This window comes from Streptomyces sp. NPDC012466 (assembly GCF_042955215.1).
Lineage (GTDB): Bacteria > Actinomycetota > Actinomycetes > Streptomycetales > Streptomycetaceae > Streptomyces.
The window spans coordinates 136601-155281 of record NZ_JBIBEQ010000003.1 but is presented as its reverse complement, the minus strand read 5'-3'; the positions used below and the strand labels follow the sequence as shown (position 1 = coordinate 155281).

At 71.6% G+C, this 18681-nt stretch carries 13 protein-coding genes, 1 tRNA gene and 2 pseudogenes; 7 read left to right on the top strand and 9 right to left on the bottom strand.

Annotation, left to right across the window (positions count from 1 at the left end; all coding sequences use genetic code 11):
- Nucleotides 1-68: 68 nt before the first annotated feature.
- Together ACFY9E_RS13080 and ACFY9E_RS13075 are read right to left on the bottom strand one after the other, a co-directional pair.
- Nucleotides 69-812: a DUF1775 domain-containing protein gene (locus ACFY9E_RS13080; protein ID WP_390982396.1), complete on the bottom strand. Its 744-nt coding sequence runs from the start codon at nt 810-812 to the stop codon at nt 69-71.
- Nucleotides 813-977: 165 nt separating this feature from the next.
- Nucleotides 978-1796, bottom strand: a complete 819-nt coding sequence (locus tag ACFY9E_RS13075; RefSeq protein WP_390982394.1) for a hypothetical protein — start codon at nt 1794-1796, stop codon at nt 978-980.
- 244 nt (nt 1797-2040) lie between these two features.
- Here ACFY9E_RS13075 and ACFY9E_RS13070 point away from each other — a divergent pair, with 244 nt between their 5' ends.
- Nucleotides 2041-2505, top strand: coding sequence for an ATP-binding protein (locus tag ACFY9E_RS13070; RefSeq protein ID WP_283972274.1), 465 nt, complete (start codon nt 2041-2043; stop codon nt 2503-2505).
- A gap of 78 nt (nt 2506-2583) precedes the next feature.
- On the opposite strand, the gene ACFY9E_RS13065 is transcribed toward ACFY9E_RS13070, so the two are convergent.
- A complete protein-coding gene (locus ACFY9E_RS13065) occupies nt 2584-5577 on the bottom strand; it encodes a glycine--tRNA ligase (RefSeq protein ID WP_390982391.1) in 2994 nt (997 codons plus the stop codon).
- A gap of 175 nt (nt 5578-5752) precedes the next feature.
- On the opposite strand from ACFY9E_RS13065, the pseudogene ACFY9E_RS13060 reads away from it, so the two are divergent.
- A pseudogene (locus ACFY9E_RS13060) lies at nt 5753-6648 on the top strand (triphosphoribosyl-dephospho-CoA synthase).
- On the opposite strand, the gene ACFY9E_RS13055 reads toward ACFY9E_RS13060, so the two are convergent.
- Entirely contained in the window at nt 6638-8095 is a 1458-nt protein-coding gene (locus ACFY9E_RS13055) for an aminopeptidase P N-terminal domain-containing protein (RefSeq protein ID WP_390982389.1), read from the bottom strand. The pseudogene ACFY9E_RS13060 and the gene ACFY9E_RS13055 overlap by 11 nt on opposite strands.
- 113 nt (nt 8096-8208) lie before the next feature.
- Nucleotides 8209-9723: a SpoIIE family protein phosphatase gene (locus ACFY9E_RS13050; protein WP_390982386.1), complete on the bottom strand. Its 1515-nt coding sequence runs from the start codon at nt 9721-9723 to the stop codon at nt 8209-8211.
- Nucleotides 9724-10227: 504 nt separating this feature from the next.
- On the opposite strand from ACFY9E_RS13050, the gene ACFY9E_RS13045 reads away from it, so the two are divergent.
- Nucleotides 10228-10893, top strand: a complete 666-nt coding sequence (locus ACFY9E_RS13045; protein WP_390982384.1) for a bifunctional DNA primase/polymerase — start codon at nt 10228-10230, stop codon at nt 10891-10893.
- A gap of 55 nt (nt 10894-10948) precedes the next feature.
- The gene (locus ACFY9E_RS13040) at nt 10949-11608 is read left to right on the top strand and encodes a hypothetical protein (protein ID WP_390982382.1); all 660 of its coding nucleotides are present in this window, start codon (nt 10949-10951) and stop codon (nt 11606-11608) included.
- Between the two features lie 231 nt (nt 11609-11839).
- Here the strand turns inward: ACFY9E_RS13040 and ACFY9E_RS13035 are convergent, their stop codons facing one another.
- From ACFY9E_RS13035 to ACFY9E_RS13025, 3 genes are all read right to left on the bottom strand, one after another.
- Nucleotides 11840-12829, bottom strand: a complete 990-nt coding sequence (locus ACFY9E_RS13035) for a DUF5926 family protein (RefSeq protein WP_390982380.1) — start codon at nt 12827-12829, stop codon at nt 11840-11842.
- 110 nt (nt 12830-12939) lie between these two features.
- A complete protein-coding gene (locus ACFY9E_RS13030; protein WP_390982378.1) occupies nt 12940-13578 on the bottom strand; it encodes an ATP-binding protein in 639 nt (212 codons plus the stop codon).
- A gap of 166 nt (nt 13579-13744) precedes the next feature.
- Nucleotides 13745-14572, bottom strand: coding sequence for a glycerophosphodiester phosphodiesterase family protein (locus ACFY9E_RS13025; RefSeq protein ID WP_390982376.1), 828 nt, complete (start codon nt 14570-14572; stop codon nt 13745-13747).
- A gap of 289 nt (nt 14573-14861) precedes the next feature.
- On the opposite strand from ACFY9E_RS13025, the gene ACFY9E_RS13020 reads away from it, so the two are divergent.
- Nucleotides 14862-16283 carry a trypsin-like peptidase domain-containing protein gene (locus ACFY9E_RS13020; RefSeq protein WP_390982373.1) on the top strand — a complete coding sequence of 474 codons (1422 nt, stop codon included), beginning with the start codon at nt 14862-14864 and terminating at the stop codon, nt 16281-16283.
- Nucleotides 16284-16346: 63 nt separating this feature from the next.
- Nucleotides 16347-16433: transfer RNA gene (locus tag ACFY9E_RS13015), tRNA-Ser, on the top strand.
- A 381-nt stretch (nt 16434-16814) separates the two neighbouring features.
- Here the strand turns inward: ACFY9E_RS13015 and ACFY9E_RS13010 are convergent.
- Nucleotides 16815-17520 (bottom strand): annotated as a pseudogene (locus ACFY9E_RS13010) (GntR family transcriptional regulator).
- 663 nt (nt 17521-18183) lie between these two features.
- Here ACFY9E_RS13010 and ACFY9E_RS13005 point away from each other — a divergent pair.
- On the top strand, nt 18184-18642 hold the full coding sequence (locus ACFY9E_RS13005) for a lactococcin 972 family bacteriocin (protein WP_390982371.1): 459 nt from the start codon (nt 18184-18186) through the stop codon (nt 18640-18642).
- Nucleotides 18643-18681 lie beyond the last annotated feature (39 nt).

Sequence of the window (18681 nt, the reverse complement as noted above, 5' to 3'; positions counted from 1 at the left end):
TTACCCGGCGCGCACCGGGTGCCCCGCACGGGGCGGGGATCCGGTGTGCGCCGGCAACGGATGCGGCCTCAGGCGCCGGCGCGCCGACGGCCGGCGAGCACGCCGTAGGCGACGCCCGCCGCGCCGACCACGATGCCGACGATGCCCAGAACGCGGGCGGTGGTGTCGGTGCCGTCGGAGGAGGCGGAGTCGGAGGCGGTGGTGTGGGCGGAGGCCTTCTCGGCCGACTTGGCGTCGGAGTCCTCACCGGCCGCCGCGTCGTGGTGCCCGCCCTCGGAGGCGGCGGACAGCTCCAGCACCGGGGCCGGGTTGTCGGGCTCCTCCTGGCCCTTCTGCGGCACCTCGATCCACCGGACGACCTCCTTGTTGGAGTACGTCTGCAGGGCCTTGAAGACCAGTTGGTCGGTGTCCTCGGGCAGCTGGCCGACGGACAGCGGGAACTTCTCGAAGTAGCCGGGTTCGATTCCCTTGCCGTCGGCGGTCCAGGTGACCTTGCTGACGGCCTCGGTGATCTTCTCGCCGTGCATCTCCAGCGGCTTGTCCAGCTTGGACTTGGTGACCTCGATCTTCCAGCCGGGCATGGGCTCCGGCATGACGGAGGCCAGCGGGTGGTCGGTGGGGAAGTTGACCTCGAGCTTGGTGGTCGAGGCGTCGTCACGTTCGTTGGGGACCTTGAAGTCCACCACCGCGTAGCCGCCCTTGGCGGCCGTGCCCTCGGGCTGCACGGTGACGTGCGCGAAGGCGGGGGCGGACAGGGCGAGAACGGTGACACCGGCGGCGGCACCGGCCGCGACGATACGGGAAGCCTTCATGGAAGGAGCGCTCCGCTGTGAGTCGGTCTGGATGGTGTGAAAGGAGGGATGCGCACGCGCGTGCCGCACGACGGCGGCCCCTCCTCCGCGGGATCCAGGGATCCGAGGCTCCGAGAGAGGAGGCCCGGGACGTCCCGTAGCGGAAGTGGTGGTGGTCGCGTCGCGTCAGGCGGCGAGGGCGAGTGCGGCTGTGGAAGCCGTGGCGGCCGGCGGGCCGCGCCGGATCACCGTGTGCTGGAGCGCCGTGGTGCGCGGCATCGGCGGCTCGGACCGCGCGGTGCGCACCGGGCACCGACGGGCCTCCGGGGCTCCGGGAAGCCCGGCGCGCAGGGCGTGTACCAGCGCGAGGGCGGCCCGCAGGGAGCGTACGAACGCCCCCTCGGCGACACCCTGCGCCGACAGTTCGGTGAGCCGCAGCAGCGCCAGATCGCCGTGGCGCAGCAGCCAGCCGGCGGCGAGCGCCGCAAGTACGTGACCGAGCAGCATCGGCAGGGACGGCCACAGTGAGGCCGACTCGGACAGGGTGTCCGCGGGCAGATGCGTGTGCGTCCCCGGGGACGGCTGGATCCGGGCTTCGGTGAGGATCCTGTGGGCCTGCGCCGGGCTGATCGCCGCCGCCGTGGTTCCGCATACGAACCGCGCGGCCTGCTGGACCAGCGCGGCGTCGCTTCCGCCCGCCGGCGCCGAGGACGTGACGGCGGCCGTACCGTGCTGGCCGAGGCCGAACAGCGTGTGCAGCACCGTCTGGCCGACCGCGAGCATCCCGGTGATTCCCGCCAGCGAGCGCACGCGCCCGGCGAGCGGAGCCGCCACCGCGACCACCCCGAGGAACCCGGCGCCCAGCGTCCACAGGGGAATGCCGTCGCAGGAGGCGAGCGCGTGACCTGCCCCGGCCAGCACGACACAGACCGCGGCGAACACCGCGGCCCGCAGGATCCGGAGCGTGTGTCCGGAGCGCGTCGCGCGCGCGTGGGGGGCAGTCATGGCGGGCTCATCATCGCACTGGCCCCGCAGGCCCCGTGCGGCAGGTCCACAAGATGCCCTACGACCGGAACGTCATGCTCTGGCCCCGCACGCCCCCAGATGCGCCGGTGTCTGCCCCCACATACACCGATCAGGACCAGCGCGCATCCGCCGTATGGGCGGCGTCACGTCAACTTCACGCTTACATACGGGCACGGAGGGCAATACGTAACGGTATGTCGAGCCGCAGCCAGGAGGCTGGAGCATGAGCATCTGGTGGTCACTCCATCTGCGGCGCGAAGCTGCGAGCGTGCCGCTCGCCCGCCGCCTGCTGATCGGCACGATGGAGACCGCGGGCGTCGACCCGGACATCTCCTATGATCTCTCCGTCGCCCTCAGCGAGGCCTGCGCGAACGCCGTGGAGCACGGCGGGGACACGGGCCGGGGACCCGGCTCGGAGGCCTACCGGGTCACCGCGTACCTGGACGGCGAGAAGTGCCGGATCGAGGTCGCCGACGCGGGCCCGGGGTTCCCCGCGGCGTCCGCCGGGCGGTCCCGCCCGCCGATCCGTCCCGCGCACACCGACGCGGAGAACGGCAGGGGGCTGGGCCTCATCGAGGAACTCGCCGACCACGTCCACATCGGCAACAAGCCGGGCCGGGGCGGAGCCGTGGTGAGCTTCGACAAGGTCCTGAAGTGGCGCAGCGACGCACCTCTGATGGCGGTCTGACCTCTCCGGCCGCGCGGTGTTTCACGTGAAACACCGCAACGTGAAACACCGCCCGTGAACCGCCCGTGAACCACCGTCCTACAGCGCGCCCCAGTCCACCGTCGTACGGGCCAGCCCCGCCACGTCCGTCAGCAGCGCCAGCCGCGCCGCCCGGAGCGCCGGGTCGGGGTCCATCACCAGCACCTCGTCGAAGAAGGTGCCGATGGCGTCGACCAGGGGGGCGGAGACCTCGATCAGAGCGCCGAGATCGTCCTCCCGTCCCTGCAAGGCCTCTCGCACGGCCTGCGCGCTCTCGGCGAGACGCAGCTCGGCGGGCGCGGTCAGCAGGGACACGTCCGCTCCCTCGACGCCGCCCTCGGGCAGGATGCGCACCACCCGCTGGAACGCGGCGGCGAGCGCCTCGAACGCCTCGCTGCCGACATGCCGCTCCAGGGTGGCCAGCGTGCGATCACCCTGGGCGGGACGGTCCGCCCACACCAGTACGGCCTGCACGAGCCGGTGCTCGTGCCCGGCGTCCGTGAGCTGCTGCTCGTAGCGCCGGGTGATGAGTTCGGCGGCCTCGGCGACCCGCTCGGCGGGTACCTCGACGCCCTGCGCGGCATACCGCACGGCCGCCGCGCGCAGACCCTCGCTCACCCGCACCCCGGCCACGGCGGGCAGGCTTCGCAGCACGTTGAGCAGCCCGATGGCGGCCCGCCGCACCCCGTACGGGTCGGAGCTGCCGGTCGGTGCCGCGCCGATCAGGAACATGCCCGTCACCAGGTCGAACCGGTCGGCCAGGGACAGCACGGCACCCGCGTCCCCGGCCGGCAGGGCGCCACCGGCGGAGCGCGGCAGCTCCATCTCGGCCAGCGCCCGCGCGACCTCGGGGGACTCGCCGGCCCGGCGGGCGTACTCCTCCGCCATGACCCCGGCCAGTCCGGAGAACTCGATGACCATCTGCGAGGCCAGGTCGAACTTGGCCAGCGCACCGGCCCGCCGCACGACCTCCACCGTGTCCTGCGGGAGCCCGGCCCGCCCGGCCAGATCCAGGGCGAGGGAGGCGAGCCGGACGGCGCGGTCGGCGACCGTACCGAGCCGGTCCTCGAAGGTCAGCTTGTCCAGCCGCCTCCGGAACTCCTCCGGCGCCACCTTCAGGTCCGCCCGCCAGAAGAACGCGGCATCCTCGTAACGGGCCCGCAGAACCGCCTCGTTGCCCGCCCGCACCACGTCGTCGTCGCACAGGGCGTTGGCGAAGGTCACGAAGTGCGGCATGAGCCGCTCCCCGTCCAGCACCGGCAGATAGCGCTGGTGCTTGCGCATCACGGTGGTCAGGACGCTCGCGGGCAGTTCGAGGTAGCGCTCGTCGAAGGACCCCCGCACGGCGTACGGGAACTCAAGGATGTCGGTGATCTCGTCGATCAGCCCGGCCTGGCCCTCCACGTCGACGCGTCCGCCCACCTCGGCCGCCGCCTCCAGGGCGCCGCGCACGACCGCCCCGCGCCGGGCCTCCCGGTCGAGCAGGATGCCGTGCATGTGCAGGAAGTGCGGGTAGCCCTCGGCGGAGGTCACCCGGACCTCCGGGTAGGGGGCCTGCCGCTGCACCCGTGTCGTGTCGCTCGCGGAGAGCGAGGAGACCACCACGGGCAGGGGGGTACGGCCCAGCAGCGCGAGCAGCCAGCGCACGGGACGCGAGAACGACAGCCCCGGGTCGCTCCAGCGCATGTTGCGCCCGGCCCGCAGGCCGGAGACGACCTCGGCCAGCAGCTCGCTGAGCACCTCGACGGCCGGACGCCCCTCCTCGTGGCGGGTGACCGCCACGTACTCGACCCCGTTGGCCTCGACGACCCGGACGTCGGCCGGTTCGGCGCCCTGGCTGCGGGCGAAGCCCAGGAGGGCGGGAGTGGGGGCGCCGTCCTTGTAGGCGGCGGCGACCTTGGGCCCGCGCACGGTCCGCATGGTGTCCCGCTCGCGCGGCTGCACACCGTCGACCGTGATCACGATCCGGCGCGGTGTGGCCAGCACGGTGATCGCGCCGTGCCCCAGCCGGGTCGCGGCGAGTTTGGCGGTGACCGACTCGCGCACCGCCTCGGTGGTGGCGGGCACCTCGGCGTACGGCAGTTCCTCCACGCCGATCTCGAACAGCAGCGTCTCGACGCCGGGCACCTTGGGCATCATGCCCCGCTCGGCCGGAGCCGGTGTCGGGGCCAGCCCGAGCGGATGCTCCAGGGCGGCCCGCCGCCGCTCCCACAGCTTCGCCGTCTCGTGCGTCAGCCCGCGCATCAGCGAGAACGCCTTGGCCCGCTCGGTCGTGCTGATCGCACCGCGCGCGTCGAGCACGTTGAAGGTGTGGCTGCACTTCAGCACGTACGTGTACGCCGGGACCGGCAGCTCCAGGTCCAGCAGGCGCCGGGCCTCGGCCGCGTACGACTCGAACAGCCGGTGGTTGGTGTCGATGTCGGCGTCGTCGAGGTAGTAGCGGCTCATCTCGTACTCGTTCTGCCCGAACACCTCGCCGTAGGTGATGCCCGGCGCATAGGCGATGTCCTTGAAGTGGGACACGCCTTGGAGGTTCATCAGGATGCGTTCGAGGCCGTACGTGATCTCCACCGACACCGGGTCCAGGGCGACGCCGCCGACCTGCTGGAAGTAGGTGAACTGGGTGATCTCCATGCCGTCCAGCCAGACCTCCCAGCCCAGCCCCCAGGCGCCGAGCGCCGGCGAGGCCCAGTTGTCCTCGACGAACCGCACGTCGTGCGCGTTCAGGTCGACGCCCAGGGCGCGCAGGCTGCCCAGGTACAGCTCCTGCGGGTTGCCCGGGTCGGGCTTGAGGATCACCTGGAACTGGGTGTGGGTCTGGAGCCGGTTGGGATTCTCGCCGTAGCGCGAGTCGTCCGGCCGCACGCTCGGCTCCACGTAGGCGACGCTCCACGGCTCGGGACCGAGCACCCGCAGTGCCGTGGCCGGGTTGGCCGTACCGGCTCCGACCTCGGTGTTCAGCGGCTGCGTGATCATGCAGCCGTTGTCGCTCCAGTACTTCTGCAGGGTCAGGATGGCGTCCTGCATGGTCAGCGCCGTCTGAACGTTCTTCATGGTGATCGCGCCCGTTCCCTGAATCGGCCCGGCAAGGTCGGCCATGATCTCATACGGCAACTACCGCTGACCTGCTGTTTCTTGACCGACCGGTCGGACGTTCCCGGCTCCTTCACAGCCGGTCCACAGCAGGGCCCCACACCCCTGACGGGTGGCGTCCCTGCATTCCGGTGCCATGACCCGAACGCAGCACGGCAACGACCGCGAGGACGAGGCGCTCGCCCGGGCCGCTGTCGACGCCCTGCTCGGCCAGCTGGCCCTGGCGCCCAAGCCGGGCCTGCCCGACCCGCGCGACCTGACGGCCCGGGCCACCCGCCGTGACCACAGCGCCCTGTGCTGGTCGGCCCGGGCCCTGCTGCCCAGCGGCCTCACGGCGATGGCCGCCACGGCCCGCCGTAGGGGCGAGCCCCACGCCCGCCGCCGCATGGACCTGGGCGCGATCGGCCGCTCCACGGAGCACACGGTGGCGCTGACGGGCGGCGGCCACCGGGGCGCCCTGTGGACGCTGGGCCTGCTCGTAGCGGCTGCGGCACTGCGGCCGGGAGCCGGGCCGGCCGACACCACGGCCCTGGCGGGACACCTGGCCGGCCACCCGGACCGCCGCGCCCCGCGCCGCCCCTCACGAGGCTCCACCATGTCGGCTCGCTACGGCGCGGCCGGTGCGAGAGGAGAGGGCAGAGCCGGCTTCCCCCACGTCCGCCGGGCCCTGACCGCCCTCACCGCGGCCCGTGGCCGGGGCGCCATCGAGCCCCAGGCCCGGCTGGACGCCCTGCTCACGGTGGTGATGTCCACCCTCCAGGACACGGAACTGCTCCACAGGGCGGGCCCGATCGGCCTGCGGCAGGTCCAGGCGTGGGCGCGCGGTGTCCTGGACGCGGGCGGAACGGGAACGGAACGCGGCGCGCGGCGCTGGCAGCCCTGGACACCACCCTCACCGACCGGGGCTGGACGCCCCGCGGCAGCGCACCTCTGCTCTCGGGCGCCCTGTTCCTGGACGCCCTCAGGCCTGTGCGGGCGCGGGGAACCGCGCGGCCGGCCCCCGCGCACCCGCAGACGACACTCAGCCCTTGACGGAGGCCATCCACGCCTCGACCTCGTCGGACCGCCGAGGCAGCGCCGCACTCAGATTCCGGTTGCCGTCCTCCGTCACGAGGATGTCGTCCTCGATCCGCACCCCGATGCCCCGGTACTCCTCCGGCACCGTCAGGTCATCGGCCTGGAAGTACAGCCCCGGTTCCACGGTCAGGCACATCCCCGGCTCGAGAACACCGTCGACGTACGCCTCGACCCGGGCCGCCGCACAGTCGTGCACGTCCATGCCGAGCATGTGCCCGGTGCCGTGCAGCGTCCAGCGCCGCTGAAGCCCGAGCTCCAGCACCCGCTCCACGGGCCCCTCGACGAGGCCCCACTCGACGAGCCTCTCGGCCAGCACCCGCTGGGCGGCGTCGTGGAAGTCGCGGTACTTCGCTCCGGGCTTGACCGCCGCGATCCCGGCCTCCTGAGCCTCGTACACGGCGTCGTAGATCTTGCGCTGGATCTCGTCGAACCGACCGTTGATCGGCAGCGTGCGGGTCACGTCGGCCGTGTAGTACGTGTGCGTCTCGACCCCCGCGTCGAGCAGCAGCAGCTCGCCCGAGCGCACGGCCCCGTCGTTGCGCACCCAGTGCAGCGTGCAGGCGTGCGGGCCGGCCGCGGCGATCGTGCCGTAGCCGACGTCGTTGCCCTCGACGCGCGCGCGGAGGAAGAACGTGCCCTCGATGTACCGCTCGGAGGTCGCCTCGGCCTTGTCGAGGACCTTCACGACGTCCTCGAAGCCGCGCACGGTCGAGTCGACCGCCTTCTGCAGCTCGCCGATCTCGAACTCGTCCTTGACCAGGCGCGCCTCGGAGAGGAAGACCCGCAGCTCCTCGTCGCGCTCGGCGGTGACCTTGTCGGTCAGGGCCGCCTCGATGCCGGCGTCGTAGCCGCGCACGACCCGCACCGGACCGGTGGCCTCGCGCAGGGCGCCGGCCAGCTCGCGCACGTCGGAGGCGGGGATGCCGTACAGCTGTCCGGCTTCGGTGAGGGAGTGCCGGCGGCCGACCCACAGCTCGCCCTGGCCGTCCAGCCAGAACTCGCCGTTCTCCCGGTCGGAACGCGGCAGGAGGTAGATCGTCGCCTCGTGGCCCTCGTCCTTGGGCTCCAGGACCAGGACGCCGTCCTCGGTCTGGTTGCCGGTGAGGTAGGCGTACTCGACGGAGGCGCGGAAGGCGTACTCGGTGTCGTTCGAGCGGGTCTTCAGGTTGCCCGCGGGGATCACCAGACGCTCACCCGGGAAGCGCGCGGACAGCGCGGCCCGGCGGGCGGCGGTCTCGGCGGCCTGGGGGATGGGTTCGAGGTCACGCAGCTCGGTGTCGGCCCAGCCGCTCTTCATGTTCTCGGCCAGCTCATCGGACACGCCCGGGTACAGTCCGTTCTTCCGCTGCTTGATCGGCTCTTCGCTCTCGTCCGGGATCGCCGGTGTGAGCTCCTCGGCCACGGTCATCCTCCTCGATACGCCACTGGACCACCGTCCACTGTACGGCGGCGCTGAAGGGGCCCCAGGGCGATGACGAGGAGCGTTATTCGAACCGGACCGCGAGGAGCACGGCGTTACTCGAACCGGACCGCGAGGAGCACGACGTCCTCCGCACCGTCCGCCGCGTCCAGTTCCTCCGGCAGCACACCGCGCAGGACGTGGTCGGCGATCGCGCCGGGATCGCCGCGCAGGGCCCGGGGCACTCCGGCCGCCGCCGCGTGGAGCCGGGCGAAGGCGCGGTCCGTGGCCTCGCCGGTGCGGTGCAGCAGCCCGTCGGTGTAGAGCAGAACCGTCTCTCCGGGCTCGGCGAGGATCTCCACGCTGGGCGCCTCCCAGCAGGCGAGCATGCCCAGCGGGGCGGAGACGGACGTCTCGACGAACTCCGTACGGCGCTGCCCGATCAGCAGGGGCGGGCTGTGCCCGGCGCCGGCCAGCGTGATCTTGCGCGCGGCCGGTTCGCAGTAGCCGAACAGGGCGGTGGCCGAGCGGGCCGGTTCGGTCAGCCGCAGCAGCAGTTCCAGGTCGGACAGGACGGCGACCGGGTCCTCCCCCTCCATCACGGCGTACGCGCGCAGCGACGCCCGCAGCCGTCCCATCGCGGCGACCGCGCTCGGGCCCGACCCGGTGACGGATCCCACGGCGAGGCCGAGGGCGGCGTCGGGCAGCGGCAGCGCGTCGTACCAGTCGCCGCCGCCCCGCGGGCCGGTGCGGTGCCGGGCGGCGAGCTGGACACCGGCGACCCGGGGCAGCCGCGCGGGCAGCAGCTCGTCCGACATCGTGGCCATGGACGTGCGCGTGCGTTCCAGTTCGAGGAGCCGGGCCAGGTGCTCGGCGGCGTAGCGCGCGTAGAGGCCGGCGAGGTGGCGCTGCCGCTCGCCCGGCTCGGCGGGTTCGTCGTAGAGCCACACGGCGGCGCCGAGACGGCCCGCGGTGTCGGTGGTCAGGGGGAGGGCGTAGCTGGCCGCGTAGCCGAGGCGGGACGCGACCTCGCGGTGGCGGGGGTCGAGCCCCTCGGCGGCGAACAGGTCGGGCTCGGCGATGCCGTCCTCGCCGCCCGGCAGCCCTTCGAGGATCCGGCCGTAGGACAGGGCGCTGCGCGGGACGGTCTCGATGTGGCCGAGGTCGGCGCGGGCGAGGCCCAGGCCGGTGGTGGTGTCCGGGCCGAGTCCGTCACCGGGTTCCAGGACGACGAGGCCGCGCCGGGCGCCGACCAGGGCGGCACCGGCGCCCAGCAGTTCCTGGAGCGCCGCGTCGAGCGTGGCCGTGCGGGCCAGGCGTTCGGTGAGTTCGTGCAGCGTGGTGAGGTCGGAGACCCAGCCGGCGAGACGGTCCTGGAGCACCGCGCCGGCGGGAGCCGGGCCCTGTGCGGGGGCGGCCGGGGGTGAACCCGCCGCGACGGGCGCGACAGTGTGGGCGGGCGCAGGAACCGTTGAATCGATTCCAGCCACTTTCGGAGGGTGCGGAGCGTTCATGGCGTCCGGCCTTGCAACCGGTACGTACTGCTCAAAAGCATCGCAAACCCCCATGTCATTCTGCGTCGCTAGCAGTGTCTCCACATGTACACGCACTCGTGAGGAGATGTCCAGCATTGTCCTGCCGGGATTACTGGTGTCCGGGAGGTCCGAGGGAACAACTCTCCTTCCTCTTGCGGAAAAGCGAAGTTGGCTGAAAACTGCCTCAGGGGACGGCTTATTGCGGTCGACTGGGCTTGCTCGACGGAGCGTCACAACGGTCGTGATGGGTACCTACTCGGTAAAGGCCAGGGGTGGTTGGGAACCACCCGGAACCTGGTGACGGAACCGGGCGTCCTATCCACCGACGACCGTGCCCCATCCTCCCGTGGCGGAGGCGGAGAGAAATACGCGCGACGGCAAACGCCATACTTCGCCACCCCTACGCCAGGCCCGTGCTTTCGGTAGACGCAGTATGGGCGGGACGGCCGCGGAGGCAGCCCGAAGCTCGACCCATAGGGGTTCCCCTTGCCTCGAGCAGGGGTGTGATGCGCCAACAGGTACGCACAGTGAAGTGACCGACACATGATGTGATGTGGACCACCGTGTTGCCAGGCGTGCAACGGAAAGGAACGAGCGCTCATGCGCGAGATCCTCGGAAGGCGACGCAGGCTCCTGTCCCAGCGCAGCGACGGGAGGCCTGAGCTGATCGGCGCGGCCCTGACCTACGCGACGCAGTGGCAGTGGCCCGTACTCCCGGGCGTGGCGGCGGACCCTGAGGGGCACTCCCGCTGCAGCTGCCCCGACCCCGAGTGCACAGTGCCCGGCGCGCACCCCTTCGACCCCGGCCTCCTCGCGGCCACCACCGACGGGCGCATGGTGCGCTGGTGGTGGGGCAACCGGCCGACGGCGCCGATCGTCATGGCCACCGGCGGCCGCGCCCCCTGCGCGGTCTCCCTGCCGGCCCTGCCGGCCGCCCGCGCGCTCAAGGCGCTCGACCGGTCGGGCATGCGGCTCGGCCCGGTCGTCGCCTCACCCACCCGCTGGGCGATCCTCGTCAAGCCGTACTCCATGGAGCAGCTCGGCGAGCTGCTCTACGCCAAGGACTTCGTGCCCGGCTCGCTCCGCTTCCACGGTGAGGGCGGCTATCTGGCCCTGCCCCCGTCCGGGACGGGCCAGGGCGAGATCCGCTGGGAGCGCGCGCCGCTGCCCGGCTCGGCCTCGCCGTGGGTGCCCGATGTCGAGGCCGTGGTGGACGCCGTGGTGGAAGCCCTCACTCGTACGGGTGTGAGCGCGCCCGAGTTGTAGGGCTGTCGGGCGCGCCGAGCCCGGCGCCCGCCCCGGCGCGTTAGGTTCCGGAACCATGCGGCGTCATGCCCGGGACCGCTCCCGGGACTCCCGGAAGACCGGACTGTTCGCCCTCGCGGGCGTCGTGGTGGCGTGCGTGGTCGCACTGCCGCTGGCGGTGGCGTCCGCGGGGTCTGTGGGGTCCGTGGGGCCCTTGGAGCCGGCGAGGTCTGCGGGGTCCGCGGGGTCGAAGGGCGCCGTGGGTGCGCCGGGTGCCGACGTCCGCACGTCCGGTTCCGGCGCCCTACGCCCCTCCCCGCGCGCCGACGACAAGGCGCCGGGGGCGCCCTTCGCCGCCCCCGGCCTCCCCGCGCTCGGCCAGGGCCTGTCGACCGCCGTGCGCTGCGGCCCCGAACTCTCCTCCCCCGACGGCATCGAGGCGCAGACCTGTGTCGTCGCGCGGGGTGCGGCCACCTGGGCGCGGACCTACTACCGCAATGCGACCGGCGAGGCGCTGGACGCCGTGCTGAGCCTCATGGGCCCCGACGACCGGAGTGTGCGGATGACGTGCGCCTTGGGGGCCGGGGACGAGCCGGGGACGTGTGAGACGCCGCGCGAGCCCGCACGCGGGAATCCGGCGGCGTACACAGCCGTCGTGGAGTTCGCCGAGCGGGGCGGGCGGGGGCCGCTGCTGCTGCGCTCGGGGAGCAACTCGCGCGTGAGAACGGGCAGTTGACGAGCGGCTGCGTTCCGTGAACGGAAGCGGAGACGAAAAGACCCGGTTGCTGGCGACGGGGGATGCACCAGCAACCGGGCTACAGGAACGGTAACAAGAGATCGGCGGTTCGCAAATTCGATCTCGTCTTTCCGGTCACCGACTGGCTTGTCCGCACCGGGAGTTGTGATCGGCGCAGGACGCGCGGGGCCGGCCCGCCGGTGACCCGGCCGGCCGGCCCACCGGCGGGTGTCAGCTGAGCGTGACCTGCCGGTTGGTGAGGCCGCCGCGGGCGCGGCGCTCGTCCGCGGTGAGCGGCGCGTCCGTCGCCAGGGCGGCGGCGAGGCGCTCGGCGAACTCGGCCGCCGGCTTCTCGATGTCCTCGGCCTTGACTCCGCTCGGCAGGTCCCACACCGGCACCGTGAGCCCGTGAGCGCGGAAGGAGCCCACCAGGCGGGTGCCCTCGCCGAGGCTGGAGCGGCCCGCCGCGTGCAGCCGCGCGAGGGCGTCCAGAAGCCGCTCCTCGGCGTGCGGCATGACCCACCGCAGATGGTTCTTCTCCGGCGTCTCGCACCAGTACGCGGCGTCCACGCCCTGGAGCTTGACGGTCGGGATGGCCGCGGCGTTGGCCCGCTCCAGGGAGGCGGCCACGTCGGGCGTGGCGTTCTCCGGGTCCGGGACCCAGAACTCGAAGCCGCTGTGCACTTCTGGCTCGAACGCGCCCTCGGGGTCGAGCAGGTCCTGCAGCCGCGGGCTGTCGGCCGGGGCGCGGCGGCCCTGGACGGGCGTGCCGGGCTGGGCCTCCAGGGCGCGCTGGAGGGTGTCGGCGAGGTCGCGGCTGATGTCGCCGGAGGAGGTGTCGTTCTGCAGGCCGAGCAGGACCGAGCCGTCGTCGCGGCGCAGGGCGGGCCAGGCCATGGGCAGGACCGTGGCCAGGGTGACCGCGGGGACGCCCTCGGGCAGGCCGTCCTTCAAGGTCAGTTCGACCGTGGCCGCCGGCACCAGCTCGCGCAGGGCCACCCAGTCGCACTCGCCGGGCAGACCCTCGAAGGGGCGGTGCACCAGTTCGGTCGCGGCGTGGGAGGCGGCCCGGCCGTGACAGGCCTTGTAGCGGCGGCCGCTGCCGCAGGGGCAGGGCTCGCGGGCGCCGACGACCGGAACGTCTCCCCCGGCACCCGCGGTGCGGGCCCCGCCCGTGGTCTGCGGGCGCTTGGCCTTCGTCTGGGGTCGCTTCTTGGCCATCGATGGGTCTCCCGGTTACGGCTCGTCTCGTACGGTCGCGAGCCTAGCCGTTCGTGCCCCGGGCCACGGGGTCCTGTGGACAACACCCGGTCCAGCGCGGCGTGCGGCGCTCAGTCCATGTCGTCGAAGGCGTCCGCGAAGCCCAGCCCGGGTATCCGGGAGACCGCGGGGGCGGTGACGCGCGTCGCGAAGTCGTCGCGGCGGTGGCCGGCGTCGGGGTCGTGGACATCGTCGTGGACGACGACCCACACGGTGACCTCGCCGCGGATGTCGTCCCGCACGCCCCAGTCGTCGGCGAGCGCGGTGATGATGTTCAGCCCGCGACCGCCGTGCGCCGTGACCGACGGGGTCGCGGGGGCGGGGCGGGTCGGGCCGCCGCCGTCCGTGACCTCGACGATGAGCCGCCCGGCCGGATCCACGCGCCACGCGGCACGGACGTCCCCGTCGCCGGACAGCGCGTCGCCCAGGGGTCTGCCGTGTTTGCACGCGTTGCTCAAGAGTTCGGAAAGGATCAGTACGGCGTCGTCGATGACCGACTCCGCGACTCCGCCTCTGCGCAGCTGCGTACGCATCCGGTGTCGCGCTTCCCCCACGCCCGCAGGGCCATGGGGTACGGCCATGCTCGACGACGTGGGCACCTCCTGTGCCACCACCAACGCCACCCCCGAGACCTCCTTCGCCCCACGCCACGGTGTGGATGCCCCATTGGCCTGTACCGGAAACCGGCCGATCCACCCCCGGTGACGCATTCACCACGGGCGAATACGGACCGAACGCGCCGGAGCACTCCTTGTAATCGCCTGGCTGGAAACCATCGGTGTGGCCGAGAAGGGAGGATCCCGTTTGCCGGGGCGTGGGGTCAAGAGGTGTGCGTGGGTCTGGTGGGACTTGAGTGGTTGCGCGCCGGTCCGGACGTCAGCGGCCGAGCTGGTCCAGCACCGCGCGCGGGCGGTTGGTGATGATGGCGTCGACGCCCAGCCCGGCGCAGAGATCCACGTCCGCGGGCTCGTTCACGGTCCACACGTGCACCTGGTGCCCGGCCTGCTTCAGGCGCTCGATGTACGTGGGGTGATTGCGCACGATCCGGATGGAGGGGCCCGCGATCCGCACGCCCGGGGGCAGCCGCCCGTCGCGCAGCCGGGGCGAGGGGAACTGCGTCAGATGGACCGTCGGGAGCGTCGGCGAGGCGGCGCGCACGCGGTGCAGCGAGCGGGCCGAGAAGCTCATGACCCGCACCTGGGACTCCTCGGCGGAGGCCGGGGCGTCGAGGCCGAACCGCTTCAGCAGGACGAGCAGCCGGTCCTCGACCTGCCCCGCCCAGCGCGTGGGGTGCTTGGTCTCGATGGCCAGTTCCACGCGGCGCCCGGCGTCGGCGACGAGTTCCAGCAGCCGCTCCAGGGTGAGGACGGAGGTCGCCTCGCGGTCCTCCGGGCGGTGCTCCCAGTCGGGTTCCTCGTCGCGTCCCTTCCAGGCCTCGCCCCTCTTCCAGGAGCCGAAGTCCAGGGCGGCGAGGTCGGCGAGCTCCAGTGCGGAGACCGCGCCGCGGCCGTTGGACGTACGGTTGATCCGGCGGTCGTGCACGCACACCAGGTGGCCGTCGGCGGTGAGGCGCACATCGCATTCGAGGGCGTCCGCTCCGTCCACGATGGCCTTGGTGTACGCGGCCAGGGTGTGTTCCGGGGCGTCCTCGGAGGCTCCGCGGTGGGCGACGACTTGAATCACGTGCTGTCGTGCGTGGGTCACCGCGTCATGGTGCCACCGACTGCGGGTACGCGTCCGGTCGGACGGACTCGACGGATGCGCAGGTCCGGACGGAGGCACTGGGATTGCATCCTTTTAGCCGGTAATGACCTATATAAAGAATAGCCTCGGACGCACAGCCACCGCTTATGGTGCTCTGACGGCCGGTGGGAAAAGCTGACGGCATACAAAGGGACAAGCGCAGCTGTATCGCGTCGGCCCGTCGACCGGCGGGAAAAGGCGTGACCGCGTTGCGACCCGGAAAAACGGCCGTGGATCTAGGAGAGAAGCTGTGAGCACCGAGAACGAGGGCACCGCGGTACCCCCCGCCCCGTCCGCACCCCCCGTGCCGGTGGACGCTCCCGCTGCTCCGGCGCCCCAGGCACAGGCCGGGCCGTACGGGCAGGACGCCCGGGGGCAGCACCCTCAGGGGCAGGGCGCCTCCGGTGACGCCGGCCACCCCGGCGTCTCCTCTTCCGCCCCCGACCCCTCCTGGCCCCCGCCCCCGCCGCCGGCCTCCCCGTACGGCGACGGCGGTTCCGGGTCCGGCCCGGGCGGCTGGGGTTCGTCGTACCAGCAGCCGGCGCCGAAGTCGGGCCGCGGGCGCGGTGGTCTGGTCGCCGCGGTCCTGGTGGCCGCGCTGTTCGCGGGCGGTCTGGGCGGCGGACTCGGCTATGTGCTGGCGAAGGACAACGACGAGAGCACCGGCTCGACGACGGTGTCGGCTTCCGCGAGCGGCGGCGACGTCAAGCGCGACCCGGGCACGACCGCGGGAGTCGCCGCCAAGGCGCTGCCGAGCACGGTCACGATCGAGGCCGAGAGCACCAGCGGCGAGGGCGGCACCGGCACCGGCTTCGTCTTCGACAAGCAGGGTCACATCGTCACCAACAACCACGTGGTGGCGGACGCGGTGGACGGCGGCAAGCTCACGGCGACGTTCCCGAGCGGCAAGAAGTACGACGCCGAGGTGGTCGGTCACGCGCAGGGCTACGACGTGGCGGTCATCAAGCTCAAGAACGCCCCCGGCGACCTGAAGCCGCTCACCCTCGGCGACTCGGACAAGGTGGCCGTCGGCGACGCGACCATCGCGATCGGCGCCCCGTTCGGTCTGTCCGACACGGTGACGACGGGCATCATCAGCGCCAAGAACCGCCCGGTCGCCTCCAGCGACGGCAGCGGCAGCCAGGCGTCGTACATGAGCGCCCTGCAGACCGACGCCTCGATCAACCCGGGCAACTCCGGCGGTCCGCTGCTGGACGCGCAGGGCAATGTCATCGGCATCAACTCCGCGATCCAGTCCACCGGCAACGGCGGCTTCGGCACCGGCCAGTCGGGCTCGATCGGCCTGGGCTTCGCCATCCCGATCAACCAGGCCAAGTACGTGGCCCAGGAGCTGATCAAGAACGGCAAGCCGGTGTACGCGAAGATCGGCGCGTCCGTCTCCCTGGACGACGGCTCCGACGGCGCGCAGATCACCGACCAGGGCGCGGGCGGCGCGGCACCGGTCGAGCCGGGCGGCCCGGCCGCCAAGGCGGGTCTCAAGCCGGGCGACGTCATCACCAAGCTCGACGACCGGGTGATCGACTCCGGCCCCACCCTGATCGGCGAGATCTGGACCCACCAGCCCGGTGACAAGGTCACGATCACCTACGAGCGCGGCGGCAAGCAGCACACGGTCGACGTCACGCTCGGCTCCCGCGTCGGCGACAACTGACCTCCACCCGCCCGCGCCGACCCGTTACCCTTGTCCCCGCGCCGCCGATCACGGCCGGCGCGGGGAGGTGTGCCCGAGCGGCCTAAGGGAACGGTCTTGAAAACCGTCGTGGCAGCGATGTCACCGTGGGTTCAAATCCCACCGCCTCCGCTGGCTGAGCAGTGAGAACGGCCCCTGACCTGGGTGTTTGGTCAGGGGCCGTTCTGGTGTCCGTCTACCGTGGCTGCCCAGTGTTCCCCGTGCGTCCCCGGCCTATCGGGCACGTCAGGGGCACGGCCTCTCATGTCCTCAGCAAATGTCCCCCCGGCCGTATCCAGGTGGAGCGCGCCACTGTACGAACGACCTGGACGCCAGGGGCGGCGTCTGCTCGGCTCTGCCTGGGTCGATGGGAGACGGGATGGGAGCTCCCCGCGCACGCCACTACTCGGCCGGCACTCGCAAGCGGCGCCCCCTCCATCTCGGAGCTTGGGCCAGCCCGCGCCTCGCGCGGGCACTTGATGAGGTAGAGAAACCTGTAACAGCCGCGCCGCGTCACGCGTCGAAGTCGTACTCCAGGATGTACGAGGCGGCGTCGAGCGTCATCTCGTTGATCTCGACGGGGCGGCCCTCGTCCGCGAATGCGGTGCGGCAGATGAGGATCACGGGCGTGCCTGCGGAGATGCTCAACTGCGCCGCCTCAGCCTTCGTGGGCATGCGCGAGCGGATCTCCTCGCGGAAGTGCACTGGCTTGTAGCCGAGTTCGGCAAGGCGCGCACAGGTACCGCCTGGCCCGGTGTCCTCCTGAGTGAGAGCGGACCCCGCCACCACTGACGTGGGGAGATAACTCGTCGCGAGCAGCACGGCCTTCCCATCCAGGACGAACCGCCGCCGCACGCACACGGTCTCCCCCTCAGCCAGATCAAGGACCTGACTGACGCCTTCCGGTGCCGTCTCCTCCGACACCGTCACTTGATCGACTACAAGCGTTCGGTTCTCGACGTCGGCAGACCCGATAGAGCGCCCACTTCCCCATTGCTCCTGGGCCAGCCGCTGGATGCCTCGGCGCCGCAGCGGGCGGAAGGATCGCACGAACACGCCAGCACCCTTGCGGGACTCGGCGACGCCCTCGTCCTTGAACACGCCCAAGGCCTGGCGGGCTGTCATGCGTGCCACGCCGTGCGCGGCCATCAGCTCGCTCTCCCCCCGGAAGCCGATCACCGGGACCGTACTCGCCCGACTGGTGACGTGCTCGTACCAGGAAGGGGTGTACGCGACGCCAACTCGCCCGCGGGGAGCCCCGTCTCCTCGTCGAATTGCTGCCGGTCGCATCTGACTGGCGACAAACCTATGACGGCTGAGGAGATAAGAATTCGGGGCCTCAAGTTGGATGTTTTGACGCAGAAACTGCAAGCAGGCAAAATTGAACGGGCTCGTCTTCGGCGGGAACAGGAAAACAGGATGAGGAAGTGAAAGGGTTGCAAGAGGCTCTATGGGGTTATGAGGCCTCTCTTGAGGAGTTGATTCGCGGCAGGTGATCGGCTTCCGGTTCGCGACGGATCGGCGAGATGTAACAGGGTTTGTTGGGAAGCCTGGCGGAGGCGCTTGAGGAGTTCCCTGACGTAGCTGGCGTAGATCATCCTGCCCAGGATGGCGAATCGGCCTGCGGTACGCCTCCGACCTCACTGCCCGCCCTGCTCACGGATGGAGCGGCGCGGCACCAGTCCAGCATGCCGGACATTACGCACTCAAACGACCATTACGAGGAAGCGGTACTTACCATTGAGCAGGTATGCAGATCTCACACATCCATCGTCGGCGCTTTTCGGTCAAGTGCCTTAGCGTCTCTTTACCAGGATGTGAGGGTTGGGGGAAGATCCATCCCGCAGCCCCCGCGAGGGGGGCATCACGGGAGGGGAATCACATGAAGGCATCCGGTAGGTCCATAGCTTTTGCTATTGCGGGTGGGTTCCTGGCTGCGGGCACCCTTGCCGCCCCGGCCACTGCGGACAGCGCCCAGGTTCCGGCCGCTGGCGCGGTCACCATCACGGCCCACACCAGGGGTGACGGCACCCAGCCGCCTGCGGCGCTGGGAGACCCCAAGGAATGGGGCGTAGTGGAGTTCACGGCTGGCTCCACGGGAGGCATCAGGCCGAAGACCGTCCTCGACATTGGTGGCGGAACTTGGAGCTATGGGAAGGACCTCACCACCGATGGCCAGTACTGCTACTCGAATTACTACCACCCCAAGGTGATGCATGGGTCGACCGTGGAGCTGGCCGGGGGGTCGAACAAGGCCGTGGCGGCCAAGGGCAAGTGGTCTTACGCCAATATGACCGCGGGTGCGGCATACACGTGCAAGACCTACTACGCTAAGTACTAGTTCCGTCCGCCCCCGGCGGCCACCGCCGGGGGCGGATTT

Coding starts and splice junctions, on each gene's coding strand:
- ACFY9E_RS13080 (WP_390982396.1), bottom strand. CDS start 812: ATGAAGGCTTCCCGTATCGTCGCGGCCGGTGCCGCCGCCGGTGTCACC.
- ACFY9E_RS13075 (WP_390982394.1), bottom strand. CDS start 1,796: ATGACTGCCCCCCACGCGCGCGCGACGCGCTCCGGACACACGCTCCGG.
- ACFY9E_RS13070 (WP_283972274.1), top strand. CDS start 2,041: ATGAGCATCTGGTGGTCACTCCATCTGCGGCGCGAAGCTGCGAGCGTG.
- ACFY9E_RS13065 (WP_390982391.1), bottom strand. CDS start 5,577: ATGAAGAACGTTCAGACGGCGCTGACCATGCAGGACGCCATCCTGACC.
- ACFY9E_RS13050 (WP_390982386.1), bottom strand. CDS start 9,723: ATGCTGGACATCTCCTCACGAGTGCGTGTACATGTGGAGACACTGCTA.
- ACFY9E_RS13045 (WP_390982384.1), top strand. CDS start 10,228: ATGCGCGAGATCCTCGGAAGGCGACGCAGGCTCCTGTCCCAGCGCAGC.
- ACFY9E_RS13040 (WP_390982382.1), top strand. CDS start 10,949: ATGCGGCGTCATGCCCGGGACCGCTCCCGGGACTCCCGGAAGACCGGA.
- ACFY9E_RS13035 (WP_390982380.1), bottom strand. CDS start 12,829: ATGGCCAAGAAGCGACCCCAGACGAAGGCCAAGCGCCCGCAGACCACG.
- ACFY9E_RS13030 (WP_390982378.1), bottom strand. CDS start 13,578: ATGCGTCACCGGGGGTGGATCGGCCGGTTTCCGGTACAGGCCAATGGG.
- ACFY9E_RS13005 (WP_390982371.1), top strand. CDS start 18,184: ATGAAGGCATCCGGTAGGTCCATAGCTTTTGCTATTGCGGGTGGGTTC.